Below are 16,346 nucleotides of genomic sequence, written 5' to 3' on the forward strand. Positions count from 1 at the left end.
TCCGCTGCGCGGCCGAATCGGCCCCGCCTCCACGCGATCACCCCTTCGTCGTCCAAACCGGCCCGGATACCGTTCCGGCCAGTCCGTGGTCACTCGTTCGGGGAAGAACGGCGTTCCTCGCCGTCCGGGCCCCGTTTCCGGGTGGGGGAAGCCGGTGCGTCCGGGGGCGCGCGCGGGAGCGGGCGGGCGCCGGTCCGCGCTGCGGGCGGGGGGTCCGGGAGGCGGTCCGGACCCGCGTCCCCCGCTGCCGGGCGGCCGTCCGGGCCGGACGCCGGGCCTCCGTGGGACGGGGGCGCGCGCGCCCCTCCGGACGGGGCCGCGCGCCCGCCCCGGCGGCCCCGCGCGGCCTCTCGGGCGCTCCGCCGTCCGGGCGGGCCCGCACCCCGTTCCCGCACATCATCGGGACGGGCCGCGCCGCGCCGCGCACCGTCGGCGCGACCGGTGCGACCGCCCGGTGGGCGGCCGGAGTCGGGTCCGGCGGCCCCGGGGCCCGTACGGTTCCTCCGCCCGGGATCCCCGGCCGGTCCGGACCACGGTGCCGGAGGACGAGCGGCGGACGGCGCCGCCGGACGTCGGGAAGGGGTCCGGAACAGGGCCGTCCGGCCCTTCCGGAAGCCGCTCCGAAGGCCCCGGAGGCCGCAACGGAGCGCAACTGACGGGCTCCGTACCGTACATGGCGCAAAGAGGCCGCAACTCGGCTTCCCCGGTGGGAACGCTGTCGTTTGTAAGGCCTTGCTGTCCGTCCCGTGGTGCACACTTGCTGCCTGGTACAGCGCTCACGGGGAAGGCGGCCTTGGCATGTTGACGGGGATCGAGGAGGTCGACTGGGCCTCGTTGGGGCACGCGTACGGCCCCGCGGACGACGTGCCGGAGCTGCTTCGCGGACTCGCCTCAGGCGATCCGGCCGAGCGCGAGGCCGCCCTCGACGGAATGTACGGCTCCGTGCACCACCAGGGCGATGTGTACGACTCCACGCTCGCCTGCATCCCCTTCCTCCTCGAACTCGTCGCCGACCCCGGGGTGCAGGAACGGGGCTCCCTCGTCGAACTGCTCACCAGCATCGGCGGGATCGAGCTGGACGACGACGAGGAGCTGGACGCGCTCGACCCGGAGGACGACGAGTTCATCCCCGCCGCCAACTACGCGATGGCCGCCGCGGCCATCGCCGCCGGTGCCGACGTCTTCCTCGGTCTCGTCTCCGACCCCGACCCCGAGGTGCGGCTCGCCGCGCCCTGCGCCCTCGCCTCGCTGCACCCCGAGCCCGCCCGCGTCCTGACCCTGCTCCGGGAGCGGCTCACCGTCGAGCGGGACACCGAGGTGCGGCTCGCCCTGGTCGCCGCGCTCGGGCGGATCGCCCTGCGGCACGCCTCGCTACGCGCAGAGACCGTCGACTGGCTCGACTGGCTGGCCCGTGCGGCCCAGGACCCGGGGCTGCGGCTGGCGGCCCTGGCCCAGCGGGCGCGCTGCGCGCCCGGCGACATCCCCGACGACGTGGTGCCGTGGGTGACCGGGCTGCTGGAGGAGATCAGGGCGAACGCCCGGCAGGCGGCCGTCCCCGGCGGCGGGCGGACCGCCTCGCCGACGCTCATCGGGCAGGTCCGCGAACTCCTGGAGGAGCACGCGGCGGGGCGGCCCGCGCCCTGGACCGAGGAGCTGCTGAGGACCCTGCACGCGGCGCTCGACGACCGGGTGGACGACCGGATCGCGCTGATCCTGGCGCAGCTGCGCAGCCCGGACTGGGGGCAGCGCTCGGACGCGATCTGGCTGTGCGGCGGGTTGATACGGGTCTGGCGGGGGCGGTACGAGGAGGTCGTGCGGCTGGTCGGCGAGCAGCTCCACGACCCCGAGCCCCGGCTCAGGGAGGCCGCCACCACCTTCCTGGAGCGGCTGTTCGAGCTGGGCTCCCCGGCCGCCGACGCGCTCGCCGCCCGTCTCGCGACGGGCCCGGCGGGCGGCTCCCGGGCGTACGGGCGGGGGCGGACCGGCGGGCCCGCCGCCCCCCTGCCCTACGGGACGGCCCTGGTCGGCCCCCCGGGTCCGGGCTCCGCCGACCCCGACGCCGACCCCGGCTCCGTCCCTGACTCGGACCCCGGATTCGGCCCCGACGCCGATCCCGGTCCGCTCGGGCCGCTCGGCCGGACCGGTGGCGGGCCGAGCCCCTTCGTCGGCCGCTCCGGGCGGGACGGCGCGCTGCTCGCGCTGGCCCGCGCCGGGGACCCCCGGGCCGTGCCGCTGCTCGCCCGCGCCCTGGAGGAGCCCGAGGTGCGGCGGGAGCTGCTGTACGCGATGGACGGCCTGGGGCCCTCGGCGTCGATGCTCGCGCCGCTGCTGCGCCGCCGTCTGGCCGAGGTGGCACTCGACGAACGGCTCTACGACGGCGCGGCGCCGCTGCTGTACGCGCTCGCGGCGGTACGGGGTTCCCAGGCCGTCCCCGAGGTGCTGCGGGTGCTGTGCGGGGCGCCCGAGAACCGACGCGACTGGGTGCGGGAGGCCGCCCTGCGGACGCTGGCGGCCTTCGGCCCGGCGGCCCGGGAGGCCGTACCGGACATACGGCGGCTCCTCGACGCGGATTCCGCCACGGTCGCCACCACGGCGGCGCGGGCCCTGTGGGCGGCCGAGGGGGACCTGGCGGCGGCCCTGCCCGCCGTGGAACGGTGGCTGCGGCCGGGGGCCACCGGGGCCGACCGGTGCGCGGCGGCGCAGGCGCTCGGCGAGATCGGCCCGGCGGCGGCCTCGTCGGCCGCCTTCCTCAGGCCCGGCCTGGCCTCGCGGGACCTGTGGGTCCGGGTCCGGTGCGCGGCGGCGCTCTGGCGGGTGTCGGGGGACGCGACGGAGGCGCTTCCGGTGCTGCTCGCGGCCTGGGAGGAGAACCGGCACGCGCGCGTGGACGTGGCGGAGTGCCTGGCGGAGATGGGCCCGGCGGCGAAGGACGCGCAGCTGGTGATCCTCACCGAGCTGACCCGGCGCCGCCGCCACAACGCCCGCGAGGGCGCCTCGGGCAGCCACGACATCCACCAGGACGAGAAACTGCTGACCCTGTGCCGTGCGGCCCTGGCGAGGATGGAGCGGGGCGGGTACTGAGGGGATCGCGGACCCGGAGCCGCGGCCGGTTCCGACAGGACCGGGCGGGGACGGAGGCCGTTCGGCCGGATACGGCGGGGCCGGGCGGGTACGGAGACGGCCGGGCGGGTACGGCCAGGGCTGGGCGGGTACGGAGGGGCGGCACGGAAAGCGGTCCCGCGACTGCGGACGGGCCCGAGAGACGAAAAGGACTTTCCTCCGCATAAGGTCTACTGGGAGGGGGCGAAAGCCCTCGCCCGGTCGGCCTCCCGCCGATCACACCCGATCACTGCCGATCAGCGCCGGTCCATGTGGGTCCCGGTGAGCCCACCGGGACCCGGTGGGCCCGGCGCCCGGCGCCCGGCGCCCGTCACCCGTCGCACGGCCGGGCGCCGGACCAGCCGCGACGGCGGTGGACCGGCCCCGCCCTCCGGCCGATGCGAACCGGTCGGGACGACCGGCCGTACCGGACGGGTGGTGGACAGTGGTCCCTACCGGGCGGCGGACCGGTCAGGTGCGACCGACCCGGTGCGACCGATCCGACGGACGGCCGTCCGGGCGGTCACGCCGACCGGACGAACCGAGCGGTCGGCCGATCCGGGTGATCGGCCGTCCGGCCGATCGCGGGCCACCACCGGTTCCGGCCGGTGGCCGGTCCCGGTCGGCCTGGCGCCCGTCCCGGCCGTCCACCACCCGCCGTCCGTCCTCCGTCCCTCCACCCGACCTCCGACCCCCGGCCCCCACCCCCCGACCCGAAGGAGCCCGCCGTGAACCCGCGCGGACCGCAGATCGCCGCTGTCGTGGCGCTCTGCGCCCTCCTGCTCCCGCTCGCGCTCACCGGGTGCGGCGGAGGGCGGGGCGAGGGCGGGCTCAAGAGCGCCGGGGCCACGCCCGTCGCCGTGGGGCCCGTACGGCTGTGGCCCGATCTGCCGCCCGTCACGAACCCGCCGGTCGACTACGGGAAGAACGACACCGAGCGGGTGCCCGGTGTCCGGGTGCCCGACAACGACGCGCACTCCGTCGACCCGGTGGCCGTGGTCCGCGCCGAGGTGCGCGCCCGGCCGGGGACGTACACCGGCGGTGACGGGATGTACGAGGAGACCGCGCGCGCCATCGAGAACTGCGAGACCTCGCCCGCCGCCTGTCCCGTCCTGCGGCCGTACTACCGCGACCTCACCGGGAACGGACGGGACGAGCTGATCGTCGGCATCCGGATGCCGGACCAGCAGGTCGGCGTGCGCGTCTACCTCGCCGAGAACGGCGGGCTCACCCGCATCATGTCCACCGTCGACCAGGTCATCAGCGTGGAGGTGGCCGGCCGGGACCTGATCCTGCGGGTCGGCTCGGCGGGCATCCCCGGGTACGAGTACCGCACCGCCTGGTCCTGGGACGAGCAGCAGCACAGCATGTTGCCCACCCGGGACGAGATCGTCCGGGTGAAGCCCCCCGGCACCGGGCCGCCAACCCCGCCCGCGCCCCGGCTGGTCAGCCCGACGCCCGCCCCGACGCCCGGTCCGCGCGGACCGGCCGCCGCGCCCGGCGCCGGGGACGCCGCCGACGCGACGGACACCGGGGACACCGGCTACCCGCCCGCGCCGTCGCCGTCGTCGTCCGGGGGCGCCACCCCGCACGGGTCCGCCCCGTGAGGGCCCCCCGGCTGCCCGCCTGGACCGCGACGCTCACCTGGAAGGCCGCCCTCTTCATCGCCGTGATGTGCTGCGCCCTCGCGGCGCTGCTCGGCGTCCTCGTGCACGTCTCCGTGACCGGGCAGACCGTGAACGACGCGCGCGAGAAGGCACTCGCGCGGCTCACCGACGTCAGCAGGCTGTACGAGGCGGGTGAGCCGCTGCCCCGGTTCGCCGGGCTCGACCCCGAGGGGCTGCCCGCCTCCCTGCGGGCGCTCGCCCTGCGCGGCGAGCGCGGCACGATGGTGGCTGACGACCGCGGCCGTCCCACGATGTGGGCGGCGGGCCCGGCGGACGGCCCGGCCGACGGTCCCGCCGCCGGTCCGACGAACGAACCCGCCAGGGGGCACGCGGGCCGCCGGGCCCTCGCCGTGCGCGTCGACTACGCGCAGAGCGCCGGGACGATCGACGCCCTCGACCGCTCGATCGTCGGCTCCTCGGGCCTCGCCATCGGCGCGACGCTCCTCGTGGGCGCGTTCGCCGTCACCCGGGTCACCCGGCGGCTCCATCTGACCGCCCAGGTCGCCCGCCGGATCAGCGCCGGTGACCTCGACGCGCGCGTCGACGACCCCCGTACGAAGGACCCCGGCCGCCCTCAGGACGAGGTGGCCACGGTGTCCGGGGCACTGGACACGATGGCCTCCTCGCTCCAGCGCAAGCTGCAGAGCGAGCAGCGGTTCACCGCCGACGTGGCGCACGAGCTGCGCACCCCGCTGACCGGGCTCTCGGCCGCCGCCGAACTGCTGCCCGAGGGGCGGCCCTCGGAGCTGGTGCGGGACCGGGTGCGGGCGATGCGCGCGCTGACCGAGGACCTGCTGGAGATCTCCCGGCTGGACGCCCGCAACGAGACCGTGGACCTCGCCGTGCACGAACTGGGCCCGCTCGCCGAGCGGGTGGTGCGTGCCTCGGGCACCGACACGGAGGTGCGGATCGTCCGGGACGCGATGGTGGAGACCGACCGGCGGCGTCTCGAACGGGTGCTGGGCAATCTGGTGGCCAACGCCCACCGGCACGGGGCCCCGCCGGTGGTGGTGACGGTGGACGGCCCGGTGGTGTCCGTCCGCGACCACGGGCCCGGCTACCCGGCGTACCTGCTGGAGTCGGGGCCGCAGCGGTTCCGCACCGAGGGCCGGGGCAAGGGGCACGGTCTCGGTCTGACGATCGCGGCGGGCCAGGCGGAGGTCATCGGCGCCGGGCTGCGGTTCACCGCGCCCGACGGGGGCGGCGCGGAGGCCCTGCTGAGCCTCCCCGAGGACACCCCGCCGCCGGAGACCGACCCGGGAACGGGCCCCGGGGACTGACACCCCGACACCCCCCGGCACACCCGGCGCACCCGGCGCACCCGCCGTTCCCGTACGGCCAGAACCACGCGACGCGCACCTCACACCGCACCGCACTCCGCTCCACGCCCCACCGCGCCACGCCACACACCCCACCACGCCACGCCGCACGGCACACCGTCAAACAAAAGGGACATAGCGCATGGCGCTTGCTACGTTGCGGCCATGACCGCACCGCGCCCGGACGCTCCCCCGCCCGGGGTACGCATCCCGAAGCGCCGCGGCGTGGAACTCTCCCTCCTCGTCTGCGCCGTCCTCATCTCCGTCTACGGCTACGCCGAGGTCGGCCTCGCCCGGAGCGGGGCCGTACCGCCCGACGCCCTGCGGTACGGCGCCGGGCTCGGTCTGCTGTCGCTCGTCGCGCACCTCGTGGTCCGGTTCCGCGCCCCGTACGCCGATCCGCTGCTGCTGCCGATCGCGGTCCTGCTCAACGGCCTCGGTCTGGTGCTGATCTACCGCCTCGACCTGGAGACGCCGGGCGACCCGGCGGCGGCCACGCAACTGGTCTGGTCGACGCTCGGGGTGGCGCTCTTCATCCTGGTCGTGCTGCTGCTGCGCGACCACCGCGCCCTCCAGGGGTACGCGTACGTGTCGGTGGCCGCCGCGCTCGCCCTGATGATCCTGCCGATCTTCTTCCCGGCGGTGAACGGCGCCAAGATCTGGATCCGGGTCGGCGGCTTCTCCTTCCAGCCGGGTGAGTTCGCCAAGATCCTGCTCGCCGTCTTCTTCGCCGCCTACCTGGCCGCGAACCGCAACGCGCTCGCGTACACCGGCCGCCGGTTCTGGAAGCTCCAGTTCCCGACCTGGCGGGTGCTGGGACCCCTGGTGGCGATCTGGCTGCTGAGCGTCGGCGTCCTCGTCCTCGAACGGGACCTGGGCACCTCGCTGCTCTTCTTCGGCCTCTTCGTGATCATGCTGTACGTGGCGACCGGGCGGACCGGCTGGATCGCGGTCGGGCTCGTCCTCGCCTCCGCCGGAGCCTTCCTCGTCGGCTCGCTCGAACCGCATGTGCACAGCCGGGTGCAGGACTGGCTCGACCCCTTCGCCTCGATCCGGGCGGGCCAGGGGCCGGGGCAGCTCGCGCAGTCGCTGTTCGCCTTCGCCGCCGGGGGGATGCTCGGCGCGGGCCTCGGTCTCGGCCATTCCGTCCTCATCGGCTTCGCCGCCAAGTCCGACTTCATCCTGGCGACCGCCGGGGAGGAACTGGGGCTCGTCGGCCTGACCGCGATCCTGATGCTGTACGCGCTGCTCGTCGCGCGCGGCTACCGCGCCGGGCTCTCGCTGCGCGACCCCTTCGGACGGCTCCTCGCCATCGGGCTCGCGTCGATCGTCGCGCTCCAGGTCTTCGTCATCACCGGCGGGGTGATGGGGCTGATCCCGCTGACCGGCATGGCGATGCCGTTCCTGGCCCAGGGAGGTTCGTCCGTGGTCACCAACTGGGTGATCGTCGCGCTCCTCATCCGCGTCAGCGACTCCGCCCGCGCGCCGGGCCCGGACTCCGCCGACACCGGGACGCTCGCGCCCGTCAAGGAGGGTGCCTCGTGATCCGGTACGCGCGGCGGGCCGCCGCCTTCTGTCTCGTGCTGCTCGTGGCGCTGCTCGTCAACGCGGCCCGTGTGATGGTCTTCGAGGCGGACTCGCTCGACGACGACCCGGCCAACCGGCGGATCGCCATCAACCGGTACGCCCAGCCGCGCGGCGAGATCCTGGTGGACGGGAAGTCCGTGACGGCGTCCCGGGACAGCGGGCAGCAGCTCCGCTGGGAACGGACCTACCCGCAGGGCCCGTTGTACGCGCCGGTCACCGGCTACTCCTCGCAGACGTACGGCACGACCCTCGTCGAGAACGCCGAGGACGCGGTCCTGGCGGGCACCGACCCGATGCTGGCGCCGCTGCCGCTCTGGAACGAACTCACCCGGGGCCGCCAGCCCGGCGGGGACGTGGTGACGACGATCCGCTCCTCGATGCAGGAGGCCGCCTACCGGGGGCTGGCCGGGAAGCGGGGCGCGGTGGCGGCCGTCGACCCGTCGAGCGGACGGATCCTGGCACTCGTCAGCTCGCCCTCGTACGACCCCGGTCTCCTCTCCGGCACCGGCGGGAAGGTCGAGGGCGCCTGGCGGCGGCTCAACACCGCGCCCGGCCGGCCGATGCTGAACCGGGCGCTGCGGCAGACGTATCCACCGGGCTCCACGTTCAAGATCGTGACGGCTGCGGCGGCCCTGGACTCGGGGGTGGTGCGGGACGTGGACGCACCCACCGACACCCCCGACCCGTTCGTGCTGCCCGGCACCCGGCAGGTGCTGCCCAACGAGGCCACGGGGTGCGGCGACGCCTCGCTGTCCGAGGCGATCCAGTGGTCCTGCAACACGGTGATGGCGGGGCTCGGGGTGAAGGTGGGGCTGAGCGGGATGGTCGAGGCGGTGGAGAAGTTCGGCTTCAACGACCCGGGGCTGCGGGTGCCCTCCTGGGTGGCGAAGTCCAACTTCGACCGCCGGATGAGCCCGGACCAGCTCGCGCTGTCGTCGATCGGGCAGTTCGACACGACGGCGACCCCGCTCCAGATGGCCATGGTGGCGGCGGCGGTCGCCAACAACGGCGAGATCGCGCAGCCGTACCTCGTCGACCGGACCACCACCTCCGGCGGGACGACGGTGGAGCGCACCGCCCGCCGCGGCTACCGGCAGGCGATGAGCCCCTCGACGGCGCTCCGGCTCCAGCAGCTGATGGTGAAGGCGGTCGTGGACGGCACGGGCACCAACGCGGCGATCCCCGGCGCCCGGGTCGGCGGCAAGACCGGCACCGCGCAGCACGGCTTCGGCAACACGGGGACCCCGTACGCCTGGTTCATCGCCTGGGCCCAGGCCGAGGACTCGGCCCGGCCCTCGGTCGCGGTCGCGGTGGTCGTGGAGGACGCGGAGGCCTCCCGCACGGACATCAGCGGCGGCGGCAGCGCGGCCCCGGTCGCCCGGTCGGTGATGGAGGAGGCACTGCGGCTCGAAGCGGAGGACCGGCGGTGAGGCGGGGCCCCCGGAGGGGAACGCGGCCGGAGGGACGGGGCCCGCCGTGCGCGTCCCCTCGGCTGCTCCCCTACTCCCCCGCCGCTCCCTCCGCGACGGCGTCCGCGACCTCCGTCACCCGGGCCCGTTCCTCCTGGGCGAAGCGCTCCGCGTCGAGGCGTTCGGCGATCTCCTCGTCCTGGGTCATCAGCAGGTCGAGACTGGAGTCGCCGAGGTCGAAGACGCCCATGTCCACGTAGGCCTTCTGGAGGCGTTCGCCCCACAGGCCGATGTCCTTGACGCAGGGCACGATCCGGCTGAAGAGGAGCTTGCGGAAGATCTGGAGGAACTCGGTGTGCTCGCTCAGCTCCTCCGCCTCCTTCTTCGGGATGCCGAAGTTCTCCAGGACCTCGACCCCGCGCAGCCGGTCGCGCATCAGGTAGCAGCCCTCGATGACGAACTCCTCGCGCTCGGCGCGCTCGGCGTCGGTGAGCTGCCGGTAGTAGTCGCGCAGGGCCATCCGTCCGAAGGCCACGTGCCGGGCCTCGTCCTGCATCACGTAGGTGAGGATCTGCTTCGGCAGCGGCTTGTCGGTGGTGTCGCGGATCATGCCGAACGCGGCGAGCGCGAGGCCCTCGATGAGGACCTGCATACCGAGGTAGGGCATGTCCCAGCGGGAGTCGCGCAGGGTGTCGTCGAGCAGCCCCTTGAGGTTGTCGTTGATCGGGTAGAGCATCCCGATCTTCTCGTGGAGGAAGCGGCCGTAGATCTCGGCGTGCCGGGCCTCGTCCATGGTCTGGGTGGCGGAGTAGAACTTGGCGTCCAGGTCGGGCACGGACTCGACGATCCGGGCGGCGCAGATCATGGCGCCCTGCTCGCCGTGGAGGAACTGGCTGAACTGCCAGGCCGTGTAGTGCCTGCGCAGCTCGCCCTTGTCCTTCTCGGTCATCTTCGCCCAGTGGCGGGTGCCGTGGAGGGTGAGGACCTCGTCGGGGGTGCCGAGGGGGTCGTACGGGTCGACCTCCAGGTCCCAGTCGACGCGGGTGGCGCCGTCCCACTGCTTGTCCTTGCCCTTCTGGTAGAGGGCGAGGAGGCGCTCGCGTCCCTCGTCGTACTCCCAGGAGAAGCGGGCGGCGCCCGTGGCGGGGATCTGCCAGCCGGGGGCGGCCGGGGCGGTGGTGTAGAGGTCGCGCGTCGACACTGACGTCTCCTTCGGGGGCTCGGGCCTGTCCCGTGGTGCGGTTCCGCGGCCAGGCTCACACGTGGTAGACGGATCGTCAACAAGTCGCACGGAAGGGATTGACGGGCTTTGCTGACGGGCAGTCTCATAAAGACCGACCCCGGCGACACGACGACGGCGAGCCCAGCGAGGTGCGCGACCATGCCCCCTTTCACCGAGCCCGACTTCAGTCTCCTCCGGGACGCCCTGGGGCCGCTGCGCGACCGTGAACAGGTCGCCGGGCGCCTCCTGGAGGCCTCCCGCAAGCACGCGTACGACCCGGACACCGAGCTGGACTGGGACGCGCCCTTCGAGCCGGGCCGGTGGTTCTGGCCGCCCGAGCTGGTCTCCCTCTACGGCACCCCGCTCTGGCACCGGATGTCCGAGGAGCAGCGGATCGCGCTCTCCCGCCACGAGGCCGTCTCGCTCGCCTCCCTCGGCATCTGGTTCGAGCTCGTCCTGATCCAGTTGCTGGTCCGGCACGTCTACGACAAGTCGCCGACCAGCGACCACGTCCGGTACGCGCTGACCGAGATCGCCGACGAGTGCAGGCACTCGATGATGTTCGCGCGGATGATCCGGACCATCGGGGAGCCCGCGTACCCGGTGCCCAGGCTCCACCACCATCTGGCGCGGGTCCTGAAGAGCGTCTCGACCACCCCGGGCTCGTTCGCTGCGACGCTGCTCGGCGAGGAGATCCTGGACTGGATGCAGCGGCTGACCTTCCCGGACGAGCGGGTGCAGCCGCTCGTCCGGGGCGTGACCCGCATCCACGTGGTCGAGGAGGCGCGCCACGTGCGGTACGCCCGGGAGGAGCTGCGCCGCCAGATGGTGACCGCCCCGCGCTGGCAGCGGGAGTTCACCCGGCTCGGCTCCGGCGAGGCGGCGCGGGTCTTCTCCGACTGCTTCGTCAACCCCCGGGTGTACGAGGCGGTGGGCCTGGACCGGCGGGAGGCCGTCGCCCAGGTGCGGGCGAGCGGGCACCGGACGGAGGTCATGCGCTCCGGCGCGAAGCGGCTGACGGACTTCTTCGACGACATCGGGATGCTGCGCGGACCGGGCCGCAGGCTCTGGAGGTCCTCGGGCCTGCTGGCCTGAGGACGGCGGCCGGGGGCCGGGGGCCGGTCCTGGAGCGGGGACGGCCGGGGGCCGGAAGCGCGCGGGCCCGGGCCAGGGGCCGTGGGGAGGCTCCGGAGGCCGGGGCCGGGCGCGGTACGGGAGGGGCGGCGCGGGCGGACACGGGAAGGCGCGGGATCACGGGATGCCGGGCGGCGGGCGAGGGGGCGGCCGGGTCCGTGACGGCTCCCGGCCGGACCGGGTCCGGCGCCCCGCCGTTACGCTGCCGGACATGACGAGTCCCGCCACGCCCGCGTACCGCCGGCTCAGCGTCGAGGAACGGCGCGGACAACTGCTCGACGCGGCCCAGGAGCTGTTCGCCCACCGGGCCCCCGAGGACGTGTCGCTCGACGACGTCGCCGAGGCCGCCGGGGTCTCCCGGCCGCTCGTCTACCGCTACTTCCCCGGTGGCAAGCAGCAGTTGTACGAGGCCGCCCTGCGCTCCTCCGCCGACGCCCTGAACCGCTGCTTCGCCGAACCCTCGGCCGGGCCGCCCACCGAGCGGCTGGGCCGGGTGCTCGACCGGTACCTGGACTTCGTCGACGGACACGACGCCGGGTTCAGCGCCCTGCTGCGGGGCGGCAGCGTCGCCGAGACCTCCCGGACCAGCGCGATCGTCGACGAGGTGCGCCGGGCGGCGGCCGAACAGATCCTCGTCCATCTGGGGGCGGAGCGGCCGGGCCCCCGCCTCGCCCTGCTCGTCAGGACGTGGATCGCCGCCGTGGAGGCGGCCTCGCTGATCTGGCTCGACGAGGAGAAGCGGCCCCCCGCAGGGGAGCTGCGGGACTGGCTGGTCGACCAGTTGCTCGCGCAGCTCGCGGCGACCGCGGCGGGCGACGGGGAGACCGCGCGGGTCGTCGGACGCCTCCTCGCCCAGGAGACGCCCGGGGGCCCGGTGGCCCGGCTCGCGCGCCGGGTGGCACCGGTCCTCGGCGGGGCGGCCCACCTGCTCCGGCCGGAAGGGGACGCGGAGGGGAGACTGGAGGGGTGAGAAGCCAGAACACCTCCTTCCGCGGCGGGCCCCTCGACGGCCGGGTCCTGCCGATCCTGCTCGGCCCGACCGGTCACCCGCCCAAGTGGTACGAGGTCCCGGTCCCGGCGCACGACGGCCGCCCGCCGACGGTGTACGCGTACCGGCGCGAGCCCTCGGGCTACACCAAGCGGCTCGGCCTCCAGCGGGGCTGGGTGTACGAGTACGCCCCCGGGGGCCGCGAGCGGCGGGAGCTGCGGTGGCCGTGGTCGAAGCCGAGGGCCGCCGACACGGGCGGCGAAGGCCCGGGGGACGGCCGCCCGGGGACGGCGGCCCGGGGGGACGCTGAGCCGAAGGGGTGAGGCCCTCGGGCGCGCCCCCATTCGTACGGTAATCAGATGAAGTGACCCGTCATCATCCCCGTGGAGGTGGTGACGTGTCACGACGACTGCTGCGCACGGTCTGCACGGGGGCACTGGCGGCGGCCACGGCCCTGACGGGGATCGCCCCGGCGGGCGCCGCGCCCGAACCGCCGCCCGAACCGGTGGCCGAGGCGCCGATCGCGTGGGCGGACCCGGCGGCGGAACCGGTGGGCCCGGTGGACCCGCACCCGGCCCCGCCGGTCCCCGAACCTCCGGCGGACCGGACTGATCGGACCGATCCTGCGGCCCCGTCGGACCCCGGGGAGCCCGTGCCACCGGCCCCGGACCTCCCGGGAGCCGGGGACCTCCCGGCCGCCGGTGACCTTCCGGAAACAGACTCCGCCGCGTCCCTCCCCCCGGCGGGACCCGTGGACGACGCCGCCGCGCTCCCCCCGTCCGGGGGCGACTCCGTCACCGCCCTGCTCACCCGGATGCGGACGCTCTACCGGCAGGCGGAGGAGGCCACCGAGCGGTTCAACGCCGCCGAGGAGTCCCTGAAGCGCCAGACCGCCGACACCGGGAAGGTCACGGCCCGGCTGACCGCCGCCCGCGCCTCGCTGGAACAGGGCCGTGCGGCGGCCGGGCGGATCGCCCGGGACCAGTACCAGGGCAGGTCGGAGCTCTCCTCGTATCTGCGGCTGATCCTCTCCGCCGACCCCCGGTCGGCCCTGGACCAGGGACATCTGATGGCCCGCGCGTCCCGCGACCGCGCCACCGCCGTGACCCGGCTGGTCGGGGCCGAACGGCGGGCGGCGGCCCTGGCGGCCGAGTCCGGCCGGGCCCTCGACCGGCAGCGGACCCTCGCCACGGCGCGGCTCGCCCGCCGGGACGAGGTGCGGACCCGGCTCGCGGAGGTCGAGAAGCTGCTCGCGGCCCTCTCCCCCGGGCAACTGGCCCGGCTGACGGAACTGGAACGCGTCCAGACGGCGGGCGCCCAGCGGGAGCTGCTCGACTCGGGCGTCCTCGCCGGGCGGCGCAACCCGAGCCGGGCGGGCGCGGAGGCCCTGCGGTTCGCGGTGGAGCAGATCGGCAAGCCGTACGAGTGGGGGGCGGAGGGCCCGGAGACGTACGACTGCTCGGGGCTCACCCAGCGGGCGTGGTCGGCGGCGGGCCGTGAGCTGCCGCGCACCAGCCAGGAACAGTGGGCGGAACTGCCCCGGGTGCCGCTGGCGGAGCTGCGGCCGGGCGACCTGGTGGTCTACTTCCCGGGCGCGACGCACGTGGCGCTCTACCTGGGCGAGGGCCTGGTGGTGCAGGCGCCCCGGCCGGGCGCCACGGTGAAGGTCTCCCCGATCGCGGCGAACCCGCTGCTGGGCGCGGTCCGCCCGGACGAGGACGGCACGGCCCTCCCGGAGTACACCCCGCCGCCCCTCCCGAAGGGGGCGAGGGAGGGCGGGGACGAAGGGTACGACGGGTCATGACGTCGGCCGGGCGCCGGGACGGGGCACCCGCGCCGGGCGGATGCGGGCCGCCGGGGGCGCGGGTACGCCGGTGATACGGGTACGCCGGTGCGGGCGCGCCGGTAGCGCGGGGTACGCCGGTGACTCGGATACACCGGGGGCGCGGGTACGCCGGGGCGCGGGTACACCAGTGACGCGGGCCCGCCGGGCGCGCGGGTACACCGGGCGCGCGGGTGTCTCATTCGAACAGGGAGATGACTCCGAGGATCCAGATGTAGACCGTGGCCAGCACGCACAGGAGACAGCCGGTCCCGGCGAGGACACCGCTGACCGAGACGCCGCCGTCCTCCGGCTCCGGGTGCTCCCCGTCGACGGGCACGGGCTCGTCCCAGCCGACCGGCCGCCCCACTTCGGCGGAGCACGCCTCGCGGACCTCGGCCAGCCGGTCCCGGGCGAAGGAGGTGGCGGCGAGGGCCTCAGGACCCCGCCAGGCCAGGGCCTTCATCCGCCGGGCGGCGGCGCCGTACCGCGCCTCGAAGGCGGCGGTCTCCGCCGCGTCCCGGTCCTCCTCCAGATACGTCCACCGGCCCGCCTCGGCGGGGTCCCCGTACAGCCGGTACACCCCGGCGAGACGGCGGCGCGGGGCCGGTTCGCACGGGAAGGAGGAGACGAGCCCGCGCAGCCGCTGACGCGCGAGGGGGACCCGTCCGGCGGCCAGATCGGCGTCCGCGCGGGCCAGGGTGTTCGAGAGGGACATGCCCTCATGATCGGGCAACACCCCCGCCCGGCCCGAAGGGTTTTCCACCCGTCGGCCCGGGGACGGGCTCCACGCGCGCGGGAACGGCCCCGGACCGCCGTGCCCCCGGCGGTGACCGGGGTCAGTTCGGGGTGACTTCGCCCAGGTACGCCGAGGTCTTCTCGGGGTCGTAGAAGAAGTTCTCGAAGTCCGAGGGGTCGTCGAAGCCGTTGGCGAAGCGGTCGGCCACGGGCTGGAGGGCGCCCGCCGCGCCGATGAGGTTCAGGACGTGCTCCGGCGGCGGGGCCAGCATCGCGTTGGTCCACTTGGTGACGTGCCGGGCCGTCTCCCAGTAACGGTCGAAGGCGGCGCGCATCCACTCCTCGTCGAAGGGCCGGTCGCCGTGCTCGACGATCGCCGCGAGATACGCGGCGGCGCACTTGGACGCCGAGTTGGAACCCTGGCCGGTGATCGGGTCGTTGGCCACGACGACGTCCGCGACGCCCAGGACCAGACCGCCGCCGGGGAGCCGTCCGACCGGGTTGCGCACGGTCGGCGCGTACCGGCCCGCCAGGGTGCCGCCCGCGTCGGTCAGTTCGACCCGGGTCGCCCGCGCGTACTCCCAGGGCAGGAACTTCTCCATCAGTCCCAGCGTCAGCGCCAGGTGCTCCGAGGGGTCCTTGATCCCCTGGAAGACGTCGACCGGGCCTCCGGGGACGCCCTCCCAGAACAGGATGTCGGCGCGTCCGCTCACGGTCAGCGTCGGCATCACGAACAGCTCGCCGACGCCCGGCACCAGATTGCAGCGGACCGCGTCGAACTCGGGGTGCTCGGGGCGGGGCCCCAGACCGTGGACGTACGCCACCGAGAGGGCGCGCTGCGGGGCGTCGTACGGCGAACGGGACGCGTCCCGGCCGAACATGGACACCAGCTCGCCCTTGCCCGCCGCGACGAGCACCAGGTCGTAGCTGCGGGCGAAGTAGTCCAGGTCACCGACGGCCACGCCGTGGATCACCAGTTGGCCGCCGCGCCGCGCGAAGGTCTCCATCCAGCCGGACATCTTCAGCCGCTGGTCGACGGACTGCGCGTGCCCGCCGAGCTTCCCGACCCAGTCGACCGCGCGCGTCGAGTCGGGTGCGGCGACGGAGACACCGAGGCCCTCGATCCTCGGCGCCTGGGACTCCCAGAAGTCGAGCCCGAGGTCCCGCTCGTGCTGGAGCGCCGTGTCGAACATGCACTGGGTGGACATCACCCGGCCGGAGCGGATCTCGTCCGCCGTGCGGTTCGACATGAGGGTGACCTCGTACCCCCGCGACTGGAGGCCGAGGGCGAGCTGCAGACCGGACTGGCCCGCGCCGACTATGAGTATCTTCCGCATGGGTGGAGCTCCTGGCGTGCTGGT

Annotated in this window: 12 protein-coding genes; 9 read left to right on the forward strand and 3 right to left on the reverse strand. The window is 75.0% G+C overall.

Annotation, left to right across the window (positions count from 1 at the left end; translation table 11 throughout):
* The first annotated feature begins 798 nt into the window (after positions 1–798).
* From ACFXGN_RS11015 to ACFXGN_RS11035, 5 genes are all read left to right on the forward strand, one after another.
* Complete coding sequence (locus tag ACFXGN_RS11015) at positions 799–3,081, forward strand: PBS lyase (protein WP_384856384.1); 2,283 nt, start codon at positions 799–801, stop codon at positions 3,079–3,081.
* A 746-nt stretch (positions 3,082–3,827) separates the two neighbouring features.
* Entirely contained in the window at positions 3,828–4,706 is an 879-nt protein-coding gene (locus tag ACFXGN_RS11020) for a hypothetical protein (protein WP_384856387.1), read from the forward strand.
* Positions 4,703–6,046, forward strand: a complete 1,344-nt coding sequence (locus tag ACFXGN_RS11025; protein ID WP_384856388.1) for an ATP-binding protein — start codon at positions 4,703–4,705, stop codon at positions 6,044–6,046. Before ACFXGN_RS11020 ends, ACFXGN_RS11025 begins: the two co-directional genes overlap by 4 nt.
* Positions 6,047–6,250: 204 nt before the next feature.
* Positions 6,251–7,630, forward strand: coding sequence for an FtsW/RodA/SpoVE family cell cycle protein (locus tag ACFXGN_RS11030; protein WP_384856391.1), 1,380 nt, complete (start codon positions 6,251–6,253; stop codon positions 7,628–7,630).
* Complete coding sequence (locus tag ACFXGN_RS11035; RefSeq protein WP_384856394.1) at positions 7,627–9,102, forward strand: penicillin-binding transpeptidase domain-containing protein; 1,476 nt, start codon at positions 7,627–7,629, stop codon at positions 9,100–9,102. The genes ACFXGN_RS11030 and ACFXGN_RS11035 overlap by 4 nt, the downstream gene beginning before the upstream one ends.
* A 70-nt stretch (positions 9,103–9,172) precedes the next feature.
* Here ACFXGN_RS11035 and ACFXGN_RS11040 read toward each other — a convergent pair whose 3' ends face one another.
* Positions 9,173–10,282 carry a ferritin-like domain-containing protein gene (locus ACFXGN_RS11040; RefSeq protein WP_384856397.1) on the reverse strand — a complete coding sequence of 370 codons (1,110 nt, stop codon included), beginning with the start codon at positions 10,280–10,282 and terminating at the stop codon, positions 9,173–9,175.
* Between the two features lie 180 nt (positions 10,283–10,462).
* Between ACFXGN_RS11040 and ACFXGN_RS11045 the strand changes: the two genes are divergently transcribed.
* From ACFXGN_RS11045 to ACFXGN_RS11060, 4 genes are all read left to right on the forward strand, one after another.
* On the forward strand, positions 10,463–11,398 hold the full coding sequence (locus tag ACFXGN_RS11045) for a diiron oxygenase (RefSeq protein WP_384856400.1): 936 nt from the start codon (positions 10,463–10,465) through the stop codon (positions 11,396–11,398).
* Positions 11,399–11,648: 250 nt separating this feature from the next.
* Positions 11,649–12,407 (forward strand): TetR/AcrR family transcriptional regulator, encoded by a 759-nt coding sequence (locus ACFXGN_RS11050; protein WP_384856403.1) that lies wholly within the window; start codon positions 11,649–11,651, stop codon positions 12,405–12,407.
* Positions 12,404–12,748: a hypothetical protein gene (locus ACFXGN_RS11055; RefSeq protein ID WP_384856405.1), complete on the forward strand. Its 345-nt coding sequence runs from the start codon at positions 12,404–12,406 to the stop codon at positions 12,746–12,748. Before ACFXGN_RS11050 ends, ACFXGN_RS11055 begins: the two co-directional genes overlap by 4 nt.
* 74 nt (positions 12,749–12,822) lie before the next feature.
* On the forward strand, positions 12,823–14,229 hold the full coding sequence (locus ACFXGN_RS11060) for an NlpC/P60 family protein (protein WP_384856407.1): 1,407 nt from the start codon (positions 12,823–12,825) through the stop codon (positions 14,227–14,229).
* Between the two features lie 217 nt (positions 14,230–14,446).
* On the opposite strand, the gene ACFXGN_RS11065 is transcribed toward ACFXGN_RS11060, so the two are convergent.
* Together ACFXGN_RS11065 and ACFXGN_RS11070 are read right to left on the reverse strand one after the other, a co-directional pair.
* Positions 14,447–14,965: a DUF6584 family protein gene (locus tag ACFXGN_RS11065; protein WP_384856409.1), complete on the reverse strand. Its 519-nt coding sequence runs from the start codon at positions 14,963–14,965 to the stop codon at positions 14,447–14,449.
* Positions 14,966–15,086: 121 nt separating this feature from the next.
* Positions 15,087–16,322 carry a styrene monooxygenase/indole monooxygenase family protein gene (locus tag ACFXGN_RS11070; protein WP_384856410.1) on the reverse strand — a complete coding sequence of 412 codons (1,236 nt, stop codon included), beginning with the start codon at positions 16,320–16,322 and terminating at the stop codon, positions 15,087–15,089.
* Positions 16,323–16,346: the final 24 nt, after the last annotated feature.

The sequence above is a fragment of the Streptomyces sp. NPDC059247 genome (assembly GCF_042754005.1).
GTDB lineage: Bacteria > Actinomycetota > Actinomycetes > Streptomycetales > Streptomycetaceae > Streptomyces.

Coding starts and splice junctions, on each gene's coding strand:
- ACFXGN_RS11015 (WP_384856384.1), top strand. CDS start 799: ATGTTGACGGGGATCGAGGAGGTCGACTGGGCCTCGTTGGGGCACGCG.
- ACFXGN_RS11030 (WP_384856391.1), top strand. CDS start 6,251: ATGACCGCACCGCGCCCGGACGCTCCCCCGCCCGGGGTACGCATCCCG.
- ACFXGN_RS11045 (WP_384856400.1), top strand. CDS start 10,463: ATGCCCCCTTTCACCGAGCCCGACTTCAGTCTCCTCCGGGACGCCCTG.
- ACFXGN_RS11050 (WP_384856403.1), top strand. CDS start 11,649: ATGACGAGTCCCGCCACGCCCGCGTACCGCCGGCTCAGCGTCGAGGAA.
- ACFXGN_RS11065 (WP_384856409.1), bottom strand. CDS start 14,965: ATGTCCCTCTCGAACACCCTGGCCCGCGCGGACGCCGATCTGGCCGCC.
- ACFXGN_RS11070 (WP_384856410.1), bottom strand. CDS start 16,322: ATGCGGAAGATACTCATAGTCGGCGCGGGCCAGTCCGGTCTGCAGCTC.